Source organism: Kitasatospora sp. NPDC053308 (assembly GCF_055585785.1).
Window position 1 is genome coordinate 326,203 of the sequence record NZ_JBVJJY010000002.1, and the last position, 12,794, is coordinate 338,996.

The following is a 12,794-nucleotide window of genomic DNA, read 5'->3' on the forward strand; positions in this document are numbered from 1 at the left end:
GGATTCGGGAGGGTGGCCGCCTCGGCGGCGGGCGCCACCGGGCGCGTCTCGGGGTTCGAGATCACTTGTGCGACCCGGCGGGCGTCGGAATACTAGCCCGCGTGACCGCACTGGAGGCAGTGGCCGTTCACCTCCCCCCACACGCCGTGCCCATCGAGGCGGTGGGCGAGCGCATCGGCCTGACCCCACGTCAACTTCGTCTCTTCCGCCGCTTCCACGGCCTGGACCAGCTGCGTCTGGATCCGGCCGGGACGCTGCCCGACCTGCTCGACGCCGCCCTGGACGACCTGCCGGAGCTGCGCGGACGCGAACGCGACATCCGCTTCGTGATCCACGCCCGCAGCATGCCGGTGGCGGTGCCCCACCCGTTCAACCCCCTGCACGAGCTGCTCGCCGCCCGCGGCCTCGCGCACGCCGACGCCTTCACGGTGACCCACCACGCCTGCGCGGTGGGCCTGCTGGCCATCGACCTGGCCGGGCGGCTGCTGGCCTCCGATCCCGACCCGGCGGCGCTCGCGCTGGTCCTGGCGGGGGAGAAGACCTTCACCAGGGACGCCCAAGTGGTGCCCGAGACCGGCATCTTCGCCGAGGGCGCGGCTGCCTGCCTGGTCAGCGCCGGTGGCGAGCGCCACCGGGTGCTCTCCTTCGCGGTGCGCCAGCGCCCGGAGTTCGACGGCCGGCTGGCCGAGGACCCGGACCTGCTCGCCCGCTACCAGCGCGAGTACCCGAACGTGATGGTCGAGGCGATCGAGGCCGCCCTCGACCAGGCCGGTCTGGACCTCTCGGACCTGGCCGCGATCCTGCCGCACAACGTCAACCAGGCGTCCTGGCGGATGATCGCGCGCCGCATGGGCTACCCGGTCGAGAAAGTGGTGCTGGACAACGTGCGGTCGGTCGGGCACAGTTTCGCTGCAGACGGCCTCATCAATCTCCACACCGCCTCCACGCGGGGTCTGCTCCGCCGCGGCGACCACTACCTGATCGCCGCCGCCGGTGTCGGAGCCACCTTCTCCGCGATGGCCTTGCAGTGCTGACGGCCCGTCAGTGACCCGGGATCGTCGGCCGCACCCGGAACCCCTCAGGACGCACTTCCCACGTACGACGGGACGGTACCCCCATGTCAGAACCAGTGGTCCAGACCAGTGACCCCGAGCTGCGGGAGCGGATCCTGCACGGCATCGGCGAACTCCTGCCGCGCGTCCTCAAGCGCGACCTGCCCGAGATCCCGCAGGACGCCTGCCTCTTCGACGACCTCGGCCTCACCTCCGCCGGCACCATCGAACTCATCCTGGAACTGGAGGAGTCCCTGGACATCCAGGTGGACGTCGAGCAGATCACCGAGGACGACCTGCGCTCGGTCACCCGGCTCGCCGAGTACGTCGCCGGACACGTCATCCCCGAGGACTGACCGGATGGCCCCCGGCCCCCGCGGCCTGCGGATCACCCGGGCGCTCGCCCGGTCCTTCGACGGCCGCTCGGAGACCGCGCTCGACCCGGACCTGCGGGTGTTCGTCTCCGACCTGGTCCGCCCCTACGGTTTGCCCCTGCGCGAGGACCTGCTGCGCGAGGGGGCCGGCCACTGCTACGAGGAGCTCGCCGCCGGACTGCTGCGCGAGGCGCTCGCCGAGGACGAGCCGGTGGACCTGCTGATCCTCGCCTTCGACACCCCGGACGTCCGCCCCGGTGCGCCGTCCTCGCTCGCGCTCAGCCGCTCCGTACCCGGCAGTCCGCTCGCCTTCGCGATCTGCGACCAGGGCACCGCCGCCGCCTTCACCGCCCTGCGGCTGGCCGCCGAGCACCAGCGCACCGGCGCCTGCCGGCGGGCCGTGGTGGTGCTCGCCGAGCAGACCGCCCTGCACTACGAACCGTCGCTGCCGGTCGCACTGCCGGAGCGGCACGCGGCGGTGGTGCTGGTCTGCGAGGAGGCGCCCGGCCCCGGCCTGACCGTGCGGCAGGTCACGGGCGCCCCGGCGGCGTCCGCACCGGAAGCGCCCGTGCCGGAGCAGGCCGCACCGGGGCAGGCCGGACCGGGGCAGACCGCACTGGAGCAGACCGCACCGGGGCAGGGTGTGCCGCAGCGGGGTGCTCCGCAGCGGGCCGTACGGGATCGGGCCGAGGAGCTGGGGCCCGGGGTGGAGGTCGTGCTCGACGGCGGCTTCGACCCGGAGCAGGCCCCACCGGCCCAGCCGTTCACCGGCCTCTGGGCGCGGCTGGCCGAGCACCTGCCGCGCTGGCGGGCGCGCGGGCGGCCGGTGCTGCTCGCCGGGTACGACCGGCGGCTCGGGGTGCTCAGCACGCTGACACTGCCGTGACCGGGATCGGGTTCTGGCGCATCGACGCGGAGCAACCCGCCAGCGTCGTCGAGGAGTTGTGGCAGCTGCTCGACCCGCACGAACGCGCCCGGACGGCCGGCGCGAGTCCGGAGCTGCGCAGCCGCTTCACCGTGGTGCGCGGTGCCGTCCGGCAGCTGGTCGGCGCGCTGCTCGGGGTGTGTCCGGCCGGGCTGGTCTGGCGGCGCGGTCCGAACGGGAAGCCCGAGGTCGATGGCGCCGAGGGCCTGGGGGTGAGCTGGTCCGCCTCGGGCGTGCTCGGGGTGCTGGCCCTCGCCGAGGGGCGCGCGGTCGGCGTCGACGTCGAGCGGCTCCACGACGCCCGGACGGCCGAGCGGATGGCGGCCCGCTGGTTCCCGGTCGAGGAGGCGCGCTCGGTCGCCGAGCCGGCCGAGCCCTCCGAACGGGCGGCCCGGTTCACGGCGCTCTGGTGCCGTCGCGAGGCCTGCGTGAAGGCGTACGGCGGGCGGCTGACGCAGTCCTTCGGCGTGCCGGTGGCGGGTCCGTCGCCGGTGCTGGTGGTGGACCCGGGCGCCCTCGGCCCCGGTCCGGTCAGGCTCTGCGACGTCCCGGTCCCGGGGCCGTTCCGGGCCGCGGTGGCCGCGCTCGGAGAATCGCCGTTACATGTCAACTCCCATGTATGGCAGTGGACTTGACGGTACATCAACGACGTGCGGCTGTGGTCTGGACCAACCTGTGAGGCCGCTGGTAGCGTCCCGACCGCACGCGGCCCAGGGCCGGCCGCAGCCCCCTCCCGGCGAGCCGAAAGGCGCGTACGACGTGACTCCGCACGACCTCATTCCCCGCGAGACGGCACCCCGCGAGACGGCACCCGGCGAGACGCCCCGCCGCGAGGCGGCTCCCCGCGAGACGCCCTCCCGCACGGCGGCCCGGCACGCCGTGCCCCCGCACGCCGCGGCCCCGGCCGGCGACCGGCCGGCCGACCGGCGGATCGCCGTCCGCTTCGCGGCCGCGAGCAGCGGCTCCGGCCCGCTCACCCGCGGACAGGACAACATGATCCGCTGCATCCGCAGCTCCGCCCCGGAGCAGATCAACAAGGACTCCGTCTGGCCGGTGCCGCCCGGCACCTCGCTCTCCGCAGGCCTGGTCGCCCTGCGCCTGCTGGTCGAGCGGCACGAGTCGTTGCGGACCTCCTTCCCCGTGGGCTCCGGCCCGGACGGCTTCCCGGATCGCCAGGTGGTGCACCCGAGCGGCCGGTTCACCGTGACCGTGGTCGACGGCGGCACCGAGGACGACGAACGACTGGACGCGCTGGCGGCCCGGTTGGGCCGGGAGGACCTCCCCGTCCGGTTCGACCTCACGGTGGCGCCCCGGATCCGGTTCACCCTGGTCGCCCGGGGCGAGCGGCTGCTGCGCCTGGCCGCCGTGGTCTGCCACGCGGGCGCCGACGGCGCCGCCACCGCCGTCCTCATCCAGGACTGGTACGCCCTGGCCGCCGGAAGGCCGCTGCCCCCGGTCGCCGCCCCGACCCCGCTGCGGCTCGCGGCTGCCGAGCAGAGCAAGCAGGGCCGCCGGAAGGCGGCGGCGAGCCTGCGGCACTGGGCCCGGGTGCTGGGCACGGGCCCGCAGACCGTCTTCGCCGACGCGGGTGTCACCGGCCCGCCGCGCGACCACGCCGCCCTGATGGTGCGTTCGCAGGCGGGGGCCGACCACCTCGCCGCCGTCTGCCGCCGGGTCGGCGCGAGCCCGTCCGTGGTCCTGCTCGCCGTGTTCGCCGCACTGGTCGCCCAACGGGCGGGCCGCCGGGGCGAGCTGGTGATGTCGGCGCTCTCCGCCAATCGCCACCAGGCCGAGTTGGTCGACCACGTCGGCACCCTCGCGCAGGACGCGCTGATCCTGCTGGACACCGATGCGGCCGACCTCGATCAACTGATCGGGCGCGCGAAGTCGGCCTCGCTGAAGGCCTATTGGCACAGCGTCCTGGACGCCGAGCAGGTCTGGCAGCTGGTCGAGGACGTCGCCCACCTGCGCGGCTCGCGGTTCGCCCGCCAGGTCGTCGTCAACGACCTGAGCCTCACCGTCCCGCCCGCCGTGGCAGAGGCCCAGCCGCTCCCGTCCGCGGATCCCGAACTGACCCCGCTGCCCAGCCCCCCGCTGCCGGTCCGGCTGATGCTCGCCATCCTGCGGATCACCGGCAGCCTGGACTTCGTCCTCGTCGCCTGCCCCCAGGTGCTCGACGCCGAGGAGGCGGAGGGCTTCGCCCGAGCCCTGCTCGCGGTGCTCGCGGCCGCCGCGGAGGGCCCGGTGCTGCTCGCCGACCTGCCCGCCGTGCTCGGCCCGCCGGCCGAGGTGCGCGAGGGCGAGTGGCGACTGATCGACGGTAGCCGGATCGACCTCGGGGCGGTCCGCGACCTGCTGGACACCGCCCTGGGGCGCCATCGACTCAGCTTCATCGACGGTGAGTTGCTGGCCGAGATCACCACCGCCGATCCCGCACTCGACCCGGCCGCCGCCCACCGCGCCGTCGTCGCCGCCCTGCCGGGGCGCGACACCGCGATGGCGCCGCACCGCTACGTCGTCCGGCGCGTGACGCCGGACGGCGAGGAGGTCGAGTCCGGCAGCGGCCGCGACCCGGAGATCGTCGCCCGGCTCTCCGCCCTCACCTGAACCGCCCGCCCCTCAGCTGAACCACCGGCCGCTCACCTGCACCGCCCGCCCCTCACCTGAACCGCCTGCCCGTCGCCGGTAGCGCCGGCCTCGCCCGGATCCGCCCGGCGTCCGACTGGACCACCCGCTCCGCCCGATGTCCGCGCACCGAGCGGCCCTCCCCGCTCACCCGATGCGCCCGGCTCACCTGAAGGGATGACCGTCGGTCGCCGTGGCACGCTCACCCCGACGGGTCCTCGACGCCCGCCCCGAAGGGCCGTCCCCGCTCCCCGCACTCCTCCACCCCGTCGGCGGCGGGTCCCCGGGCGAGGTCCCACGCGCAGGTGGAGGTCGCCCCCGAGGTGAGCCCCCACGGGCTGGGGACCTCCTCGGCGTCGTCGCCCTGCAGCGGCAGCCGGTCGATCACCGCGACCAGTGCGGGGGGCAGCTGCGGCGCCAGCCCCCGGTGCACCCGGGACAGGATGTCGCGCCGGACGTCCTCCGGCAGCAGCGGCCTGGTCATCCGCAACGGGCGTGGCCCGGTCGGGCGTTCGGCGATGGCCAGTTGGTCCGACCAGGCCCGCCAGTAGTCGGCGTCATCGGTCTCACCGAGCATCAGGTGGTGCAGGTGCAGGCAGTACGCGGCCGTCCCGCTGCCGGATCCGGCCGCGAAGCGCCACCAGAACTCGGCGCCCTCGGCCTTGCCGGTGGCGTACAGCAGCGCCCCGAACACCTCCGCACCCTCCGGCTCGATCCGGCGCGCGTTGACCAGCAGGTCGAGGCCGCGCGAGGCGTCCGGCGCGCCCAGGACGAGGGCCACCACCAGGCCCAGCTCGAAGGCGGCCTGCTCGTGCTCCGTGGGCAGGTGGGCCGGCGCGGCCGTCAGCCGGGCCTGGCGGACCTCGGCGATCCGCTCGGCGTGGGCGCGTTCGGGCCGGGGCACGTGGAACACCGCGCGCCCTCCGCCCGCCGTGCACGCCCCGTCCGGCGGGGGCTCGACCGGCCGCCTTTCCGTCACAGTTCGCCTCCGCGGTCCGGGAGTTCGCCGACCCCGAGCCGGCGTGCCAGGCGCTCGCGGGCGTGCCGCAGGTTGGAGTGCACCGTGGCCACCGGTCGGCCGAGGTACGCCGCGATCACCTTGACGTGCAGGCCCAGGAGGTAGCGCAGGATCACCACGTCCCGTTGCCGGTCCGGGAGTTCGAGGATCGCCGCGTACAGCCGCACCTCGTCCGCCTCGCTGTGCAGCAGACCGTTCGCCACCTGCTTGAACGCGCCGATCACCGCCGCGAAGGTGACCGCCTCGACCTCCACCGGCTCCTCGGCGGACACCCAGTCCGAGACGTGCCGGTTGGCCAACCGCCAGGCGTACGCGGCCGGTTCCTCGAACCGCAGGACCTGCGGCCAGCAGCGCGCCAGGTCGGACTTGACCGCCTCGACCACCAGGGCGGCGTCGGCCTGGCTTCCTATCCTGGTCAACGCCAGGGCGTGCCAGGCGGGTTCGTGCGTCTCGCAGAAGGCCGCGTAGGTGAGGTCCAGGCGGAGGCCGAAGTCCGTGTGGACCGTGCGCTCCGACTCCGGCCCGCCGCTGAACTCCACTGTCGTCCCGTCCCGGTAGCCGCGTACGGGGGCACCCCTGTCGATCGTCATCGAGCCTGCTTTCCGTGGCCGTCGACTGCTCGCCGGGCCACCCGAGGGTCGGGCTGTCCGTGCCCATCCTCAGTCCATCGGGCCCGTCACTCCAGGCTGCCCGGTGAATACAGATAGTCATTCCATCGGATCGGGTGACTTATTGACCCCGGTACGGTCGCGATTGCCCCCCGGATACCGTGGGCAGCAATGCGATCCAGTGCCGTGACGAGAAGGGAGACGCGATGGGTCTGTTCGACGGAGTGGACCTGCGGCTGAACGTGCCGCACTCGGCCCGGATGTACGACTACTTCCTCGGCGGCTTCACCAACTTCGCCGCCGACCGCGAGGCCGCCGGCCACGCCCTCGCCGTCGCACCCTGGCTGCGCACCGCCGCCCGTACCAACCGCTCGTTCATGCACCGGTCCACCCGCGCGCTCGCCGAGGCCGGGTTCGACCAGTTCCTCGACATCGGCACGGGGATCCCCACGTCGCCCAACCTCCACGAGGTCGCCCAGAGCGTCCACCCCGCCGCCCGGGTCGTCTACGTCGACAACGACCCGATCGTCCTCTCGCACGCGCAGGCCCTGCTCACCGGCACCCCGGAGGGCCGCACCGCCTACGTCGAGGCCGACGTCAGGGACGTCGACGGGCTGCTCGCCGCCCCCGGCCTGCGCGACACCATCGACCTCGGCCGCCCCGTGGCCCTCTCCCTCAACGCCCTGCTCCACTTCGTCCCCGACGACCTGGGCGCGCACGCGCTCGTCGACCACCTCAAATCCGTGCTGGCCCGCGGCAGCGCCCTGGTGATCTCCCACGTCACCCCCGACTTCGCCCCGCAGGACATCGCCGACCTGACCCGCGTCTACGCATCCGCCGGTACGGTCGGCCAGGCCCGCACCCTGCCCGAGTTCATCCGCTTCTTCGAGGGCTGGACCTTCCTCCCCCCGGGGCCCGTCCCCACACCGCACTGGCGCCCGTCCGCCGACCAGCCCGCCGTCGAGGCCGCGGAGGCCGCGCTCTACGGGGCGGTCGCCCTCAAGCCGTGACCCGCGCGGGTCGTTCCCCGCCGATGTCCGCCGTCGACGAACCATCGGGGCGCGCGTCGCGTCCTGTGATTCCGGAAGCGGCTGCCCGCCGCGACATCCGGACGGAGGGGGACCATGTCCACGCAGTCTTCGCAAGCCCGACCCAGCCGCCGCGCCGTCCTGGGGCTCGGCCTCGGAACCGCCGTCGCCGTCACGGCCTCGACCGGCGGACCGGCTTACGCGCAGAGCGGATCCGACGCCCACCGGCAGCTCGCCGCCCTGGAACGGGACCACGGCGCCCGCCTCGGCGTGTTCGCCCAGAACGTGTCGACGGGGCGGACGGTCCGCTACCGCGCCGACGAACTGTTCCCGATGTGCTCGGTCTTCAAGACCCTCGCGGCCGCCGCCGTCCTGCGCGACCTGGACCGGGACGGCGAGTTCCTCGCCCGGCGGATCCACTACACGGCGGAGGACATCACGAGGTCCGGCGGCCAGGAGAGCTCGGCGACCACCCAGAAGCACCTGGCGGAGGGGATGACCGTCGCCGAGCTCTGCCGGGCGGCCATCGACCACAGCGACAACACCGCCGGCAACCTGCTGCTGCGCGAACTCGGCGGACCGACGGCCGTCACCGACTTCTGCCGCTCGACCGGCGACCGCGTCACCCGCCTCGACCGCTGGGAGACCGAACTCAACTCGGCCGAGCCGGACCGGGTCACCGACACCACCACCCCGCGCGCCATCGCCCGCACCTATCGCCGCCTCACCCTCGGCCACGCCCTGCCGCCCGCCAAGCGCGAGCAGCTCACCACCTGGCTGCGCGGCAACACGACCAGCACGAACCGGTTCCGCAAGGGCCTCCCGGCGGACTGGGCCCTCGCGGACAAGACCGGCACCGGCCGGTACGGAACGGCCAACGACGTCGGCATCGCGTGGACCCCGGCCGGCGAGCCCGTCGTCCTCGCCGTCCTGACCACCAAGCCCGACGAGGCCGCCGTCAAGGACGAAGCGCTCATCGCCACGACCGCGGCCCTGCTCGCCTCCGTCCTCGGCTGAGACCCACCCGCCCGGCGGGGGCCACCTCGCCGGGCACCGCTCCCTCGGTCGGCACGCCCTCCGGCGCCCTGTGCCGGGCACCAGTCCCTCGGTCGACGCTCCCTCCGGCGCCCTGTGCTGGTCACCGTTCTGTCGGCCGGCGCTCCTCCCGGGGTGCTGTGCCGGACGACGCTCCCTCGGCCGACGCTCCCTCCGGCACCCTGCCGGCCGCCGCGCGCCCCTTCCGGCGTGGCACGCCACCCGTGCGCCCCCTCCTCACCGGGCCCAGACTGGTGGTGGACCGATGCCGCCCCGCGACGCTGGGAGACGCATGCTGCTGGGACTCACCACCGCGCTGGTCGCGACCGTCTGCTTCGGCTTCGGGGCGGTCTTCCAGGCGCGCGGCGCCCGCTCGGCCCCGCGGGCCGACCGGGTACGGGCCGGCCTGCTGGCCGCGCTGGTGCGTTCCTGGCAGTTCCTGACCGGGACGCTGCTGGACATCGTGGGCTTCGTGCTGAGCATCGTCGCCCTGCGCACCCTCCCGCTCTTCCTGGTGCAGGCCGTCACCAACGCCAGCCTGGCCGTCACCGCGCTGGCCGCCGTCTGGCTGCTGGGGGCGCGGCTGCACCGGGCGGACCTCGTGGGCATCGTCGCCGTCGTGGTCGGCCTGACCCTGCTGGCTCTGGGCTCCGGGAAGGAGGGCCGCAACCACGCCCCAGCCGCCTTCCACTGGGCACTGCTCGCCACCACCGCCCTCATGCTGCTCGCCACCCTGGTCCTGGTGCGCCGCAGCGGCACCGCGGCCGCCGCCGGGCTGGGCCTGCTGGCCGGGATCGGCTTCGGGGTGACCAGCCTCGCCGTGCGGGTCATGGACGCCTCCGGCCCGTCGGCGGTGCTCACCGACCCCGCCGCCTACGCGCTGGCCGTCGGCGGCCTGGGCGGCTACCTCGCGTACGCGCTGGCCCTGCAACGCGGCACGGTGACGGCCGCGACCGCCGCCGGGACGGTGGCGGAGACCTTCGGCCCGGCCCTGGTCGGGGTGGCGGCCCTCGGCGACGCCGCGCGGCCCGGCTTCGAGTGGTGCGCGCTGACCGGCTTCGCGGTGGCGGTGGGCGGCACCTTCCTGCTGTCCCGTTTCGGCGAACTGGAGGGCGGCTCGGCCGAACCGTCGGCGCCGCAACCGGGCGCCGAGGCCGCGCCCGGCCGCGGCGCGGACCCACCGCCGTCCCGCCCCGGTAGCCCGGACGGCTCCGCCATGCGAAGGTGACTTGCCGGACAAAACAGACGGCGTGACGGAACGACGACGAGACGGCCCCAGAGCGGCAGGTGTGCGATGACGGAGGAACCCCGGTCGGAAACCCACCCCCGGCCCCGGCGGTCGGCGCCCACCGAGCGCCCGGTCGCGCTGGTCACCGGCGCCTCCTCCGGCATCGGCCTCGCCACGGCCGTCCGACTGGCCGAGGCGGGCTGGCGGACCCTGCTCAACGGCACCGACCGGGCCCGCCTCGACGAGGCCGCCGAACGCACCGGCGGTCTGGCCCTGCCCGAGGACCTCAGCAAACCGGACGGCCCGCGCCGGCTCGCCGAAGCGGCCCTGGCCGAGGCCGGCCGGGTGGACGCCCTGGTCGCCAGCGCCGGCCTCGGCTGGCGCGGCCCGTTCGCGGAAACCCCCTCCGACACCCTGGACCGGATGATCGAGGTCAACCTCGCCGCCCCGTTGCGCCTGGTCCGCCTCCTCCTGCCCGGCATGCTGGAGCGCCGGCACGGCCGGATCGTGCTGCTGGGCTCGATGGCCGGCCAGGTCGGGGTGCGCGACGAATCGGGCTACGCGGCGACCAAGGGCGGGCTGAGCATGTTCGCCGAGAGCCTCTGGTACGAGCTGCGCGGTACGGGCGTGGGGGTGCGCCTGGTGCTCCCGGGAGCGGTGGACACCCCGTTCTTCGACCGTCGGGGCACGCCCTACCAGCGCGAACGGCCGCGCCCCGTCTCGGCGGAGCGGGTCGCGGACACCGTGGTCGCGACCATCAGCACCGAGCGCGACCGCCTCTACGTCCCGCACTGGCTCGGCTTCCCGGCCCGCGTCCACGGCGTCGCGCCGGGCGTGTTCCGCCGGATGGCCTCGCGCTTCGGGTGAGCCCCGGGTGAGGACCGCGAGCAGGGCCCTCGCCGCCGCGGCCGCCGTCGAGTTCCTGCACCTCGCCCCGGCCGCCGTCCGCCTGCCGCCGCTGCGCCGCACCCTGGCCCGCCGCACGGCGGGCCAGGGCACCGCGGCCGGCCACATCGCGCTGACCTTCGACGACGGCCCCGATCCGCGCAGCACCCCGTACGTGCTCGACGCGCTGGACGAACTCGGCGCCCGTGCCACCTTCTTCCTGCTCGGCGCGATGCTGGAGCGCGCGCCCGCCCTGGGCCGGGAGCTGGTGCGGCGCGGCCACGAGGTCGCCGTGCACGGCTGGCACCACCGGCCGCAGTGGTACCCGGCCCCCGCCCGCGACCTGCGCGAACTGCGCCGCGCCAGCCAGGCGGTGACCGAGCTCTGCGGCGCCCGCCCGCTCTGGTACCGCCCGCCGTACGGTGTGCTGACCGCCGGTCCGGCCCTGGCGGCCCGCCGGCTCGGCCTGCGCAGCGTGCTGTGGACGGCCTGGGGCCGCGACTGGACGGCGGAGGCCACCGGTGCCTCGGTCTACGAGACCGCCCGCCCCGGCCTCACCGGCGGCGCGACGCTCCTGCTGCACGACTCCGACTGCACCTCCGCCCCGGACTCCTGGCGCGCCACCCTCGCCGCCCTGCCCCTGATCGCCGCCCACTGCCGCACCCGCCGCCTCACTCTCGGCCCCCTCCGCGACCACGCGGTGCCGCTCTCCTGAGCCGTGTCCGCGGGCTCCCGTGGTCCGCCCCCAGCCCCTTTGCGGCGCGTGGGCTCCCGTGGTCCGCCCGCAGCCCCTTTGCGGCGCGGGCGCTCCCGCCGTCCGGCTGTGACGGCACCCGCCGCCTCACCCCTCGGCTCCCTCCGCCCTCACGCGGTCCCGCCGTCCTGAGCCCCGTCCGCAGGCCCGCCGGTGGGGCTACGCCAGCCCGACCCGGTGGAGTGCCGCCCCGAACCCCTCCCGCCAGGCGTCCGGTGTGGCGCCCGCGGAAGGGCGGGGCGACGGCCGCCGCAGGGCCGCGAGCGCGTTGCGGACGACCTCGGCCGGGCGGGCGGAGGTGACGTCGGCGTGGCCGAGTTCGAGTTCGTGCTGGAGGTTGTCGCGCCCGTGCCCCTGGACGACGTCGAGGAGCAGCAGCCGCCGGCCGAGCGCCCGGGCCTCGCTGCAGGTGTCGCCGGAGCTGGTGACGACGAGGTCGGCGGCGGTCATCAGCGCGGGGACGCGGTCGGTGTAGCCGAACGGGTGGAGCCGGGGCTGTCGGCGCGCGGCGGCCTGCAGGCGGCGCGCGAGTTCGCGGTTGCGCCCGGCCACCGCGAGCACGTGCGGTCCGGCGGCGGCGAGCGAGGCGGCGGTCCGGGCGAGCGGACCGAGCCCCCAGGAGCCGGACATCAGCAGCACGCACGGGGCGTCGGCCGGCACGCCCAGTTCCTGGCGGGCCGCGGCCCGCGAGGGCGGCCGGTAGAAGGGCTGGCGCAGCGGCGCGGGCAGGACGGCGATGTCGGCCTCCGGCCGGTACCGCCGCACCGCGCAGGCGGCGACCTCCGAAGTGACCAGGAACAGGTCGGTGCCCTCCTGCACCCAGAGCCGGTGCGGCGTCACGTCGGTGCAGAAGACGAAGTGCCGGAACTCCCGCCCCCGCCCCCACTCCTGCAGCCGGTTGACCGCCGAGGTCGCGGTGGCGAACACCGAGACCACCAGCTGCGGCCGCTGCGCCTCGACCAGCGGCCGCAGCGCCGGGACCAGCCGGGAGCGGGCCGCCGCGTCGGCGAGCAGGGCGAGCCGGGCGCCCGGCCGCAGCGCGGAGAAGTGGAAGGCGTCGTACACCCCGGGCAGGTCGAGCAGCCGGCGGAACACCGCTTCCCCCGCCGCGCCCGAGTGCCGGCCGAGCAGGGCCATCGCGTCGACGGTGTCGGTGGTCCAGCCGCGTTCCCGCAGACTGTCCGCGCAGGCCAGGGCCATGACGTCGTGGCCCTGGCCGAGCGAGCCGGAGACCAGCAGGGCGTGCGGCATCGGGCGGCCCG

The 12,794-nt window shown here is 75.4% G+C and carries 13 protein-coding genes; 10 read left to right on the top strand and 3 right to left on the bottom strand.

Annotation, left to right across the window (positions count from 1 at the left end; all coding sequences use genetic code 11):
* Positions 1–101 precede the first annotated feature (101 nt).
* From ACZ6Y7_RS06755 to ACZ6Y7_RS06775, 5 genes are all read left to right on the top strand, one after another.
* Complete coding sequence (locus ACZ6Y7_RS06755; RefSeq protein WP_465756749.1) at positions 102–1,034, top strand: 3-oxoacyl-[acyl-carrier-protein] synthase III C-terminal domain-containing protein; 933 nt, start codon at positions 102–104, stop codon at positions 1,032–1,034.
* 83 nt (positions 1,035–1,117) lie between these two features.
* Positions 1,118–1,408 carry a phosphopantetheine-binding protein gene (locus ACZ6Y7_RS06760; protein WP_465756750.1) on the top strand — a complete coding sequence of 97 codons (291 nt, stop codon included), beginning with the start codon at positions 1,118–1,120 and terminating at the stop codon, positions 1,406–1,408.
* A 4-nt stretch (positions 1,409–1,412) separates the two neighbouring features.
* Positions 1,413–2,312 carry a hypothetical protein gene (locus tag ACZ6Y7_RS06765; protein ID WP_465756751.1) on the top strand — a complete coding sequence of 300 codons (900 nt, stop codon included), beginning with the start codon at positions 1,413–1,415 and terminating at the stop codon, positions 2,310–2,312.
* Positions 2,309–2,986 carry a 4'-phosphopantetheinyl transferase family protein gene (locus tag ACZ6Y7_RS06770; protein ID WP_465756752.1) on the top strand — a complete coding sequence of 226 codons (678 nt, stop codon included), beginning with the start codon at positions 2,309–2,311 and terminating at the stop codon, positions 2,984–2,986. Before ACZ6Y7_RS06765 ends, ACZ6Y7_RS06770 begins: the two co-directional genes overlap by 4 nt.
* A gap of 124 nt (positions 2,987–3,110) precedes the next feature.
* Positions 3,111–4,958 (top strand): condensation domain-containing protein, encoded by a 1,848-nt coding sequence (locus ACZ6Y7_RS06775; protein WP_465756753.1) that lies wholly within the window; start codon positions 3,111–3,113, stop codon positions 4,956–4,958.
* Between the two features lie 220 nt (positions 4,959–5,178).
* Here ACZ6Y7_RS06775 and ACZ6Y7_RS06780 read toward each other — a convergent pair whose 3' ends face one another.
* On the bottom strand, positions 5,179–5,889 hold the full coding sequence (locus tag ACZ6Y7_RS06780) for a hypothetical protein (RefSeq protein ID WP_465756754.1): 711 nt from the start codon (positions 5,887–5,889) through the stop codon (positions 5,179–5,181).
* A gap of 62 nt (positions 5,890–5,951) precedes the next feature.
* On the bottom strand, positions 5,952–6,584 hold the full coding sequence (locus ACZ6Y7_RS06785; protein ID WP_465756755.1) for an RNA polymerase sigma factor: 633 nt from the start codon (positions 6,582–6,584) through the stop codon (positions 5,952–5,954).
* Between the two features lie 224 nt (positions 6,585–6,808).
* Here ACZ6Y7_RS06785 and ACZ6Y7_RS06790 point away from each other — a divergent pair, with 224 nt between their 5' ends.
* The 5 genes from ACZ6Y7_RS06790 to ACZ6Y7_RS06810 all read left to right on the top strand — a co-directional run bounded on the left by ACZ6Y7_RS06790 (position 6,809) and on the right by ACZ6Y7_RS06810 (position 11,493).
* Positions 6,809–7,612 (top strand): SAM-dependent methyltransferase, encoded by an 804-nt coding sequence (locus ACZ6Y7_RS06790; RefSeq protein WP_465756756.1) that lies wholly within the window; start codon positions 6,809–6,811, stop codon positions 7,610–7,612.
* Positions 7,613–7,726: 114 nt separating this feature from the next.
* On the top strand, positions 7,727–8,647 hold the full coding sequence (gene bla / locus ACZ6Y7_RS06795) for a class A beta-lactamase (protein ID WP_465756757.1): 921 nt from the start codon (positions 7,727–7,729) through the stop codon (positions 8,645–8,647).
* Positions 8,648–8,957: 310 nt separating this feature from the next.
* The gene (locus tag ACZ6Y7_RS06800) at positions 8,958–9,893 is read left to right on the top strand and encodes a DMT family transporter (protein WP_465756758.1); all 936 of its coding nucleotides are present in this window, start codon (positions 8,958–8,960) and stop codon (positions 9,891–9,893) included.
* Between the two features lie 66 nt (positions 9,894–9,959).
* Positions 9,960–10,760, top strand: coding sequence for an SDR family NAD(P)-dependent oxidoreductase (locus ACZ6Y7_RS06805; protein ID WP_465756759.1), 801 nt, complete (start codon positions 9,960–9,962; stop codon positions 10,758–10,760).
* Positions 10,761–10,767: 7 nt separating this feature from the next.
* Entirely contained in the window at positions 10,768–11,493 is a 726-nt protein-coding gene (locus tag ACZ6Y7_RS06810) for a polysaccharide deacetylase family protein (RefSeq protein ID WP_465756760.1), read from the top strand.
* A 198-nt stretch (positions 11,494–11,691) separates the two neighbouring features.
* Here ACZ6Y7_RS06810 and ACZ6Y7_RS06815 read toward each other — a convergent pair whose 3' ends face one another.
* Positions 11,692–12,783, bottom strand: coding sequence for a glycosyltransferase family protein (locus ACZ6Y7_RS06815; RefSeq protein ID WP_465756761.1), 1,092 nt, complete (start codon positions 12,781–12,783; stop codon positions 11,692–11,694).
* Positions 12,784–12,794: the final 11 nt, after the last annotated feature.

What these genes read in the sequence shown, in the direction of transcription:
- ACZ6Y7_RS06760 (WP_465756750.1), top strand. Translation starts at nt 1,118, where the DNA reads ATGTCAGAACCAGTGGTCCAGACCAGTGACCCCGAGCTGCGGGAGCGG.
- ACZ6Y7_RS06765 (WP_465756751.1), top strand. Translation starts at nt 1,413, where the DNA reads ATGGCCCCCGGCCCCCGCGGCCTGCGGATCACCCGGGCGCTCGCCCGG.
- ACZ6Y7_RS06785 (WP_465756755.1), bottom strand. Translation starts at nt 6,584, where the DNA reads ATGACGATCGACAGGGGTGCCCCCGTACGCGGCTACCGGGACGGGACG.
- ACZ6Y7_RS06790 (WP_465756756.1), top strand. Translation starts at nt 6,809, where the DNA reads ATGGGTCTGTTCGACGGAGTGGACCTGCGGCTGAACGTGCCGCACTCG.
- bla (WP_465756757.1), top strand. Translation starts at nt 7,727, where the DNA reads ATGTCCACGCAGTCTTCGCAAGCCCGACCCAGCCGCCGCGCCGTCCTG.
- ACZ6Y7_RS06800 (WP_465756758.1), top strand. Translation starts at nt 8,958, where the DNA reads ATGCTGCTGGGACTCACCACCGCGCTGGTCGCGACCGTCTGCTTCGGC.
- ACZ6Y7_RS06805 (WP_465756759.1), top strand. Translation starts at nt 9,960, where the DNA reads ATGACGGAGGAACCCCGGTCGGAAACCCACCCCCGGCCCCGGCGGTCG.
- ACZ6Y7_RS06815 (WP_465756761.1), bottom strand. Translation starts at nt 12,783, where the DNA reads ATGCCGCACGCCCTGCTGGTCTCCGGCTCGCTCGGCCAGGGCCACGAC.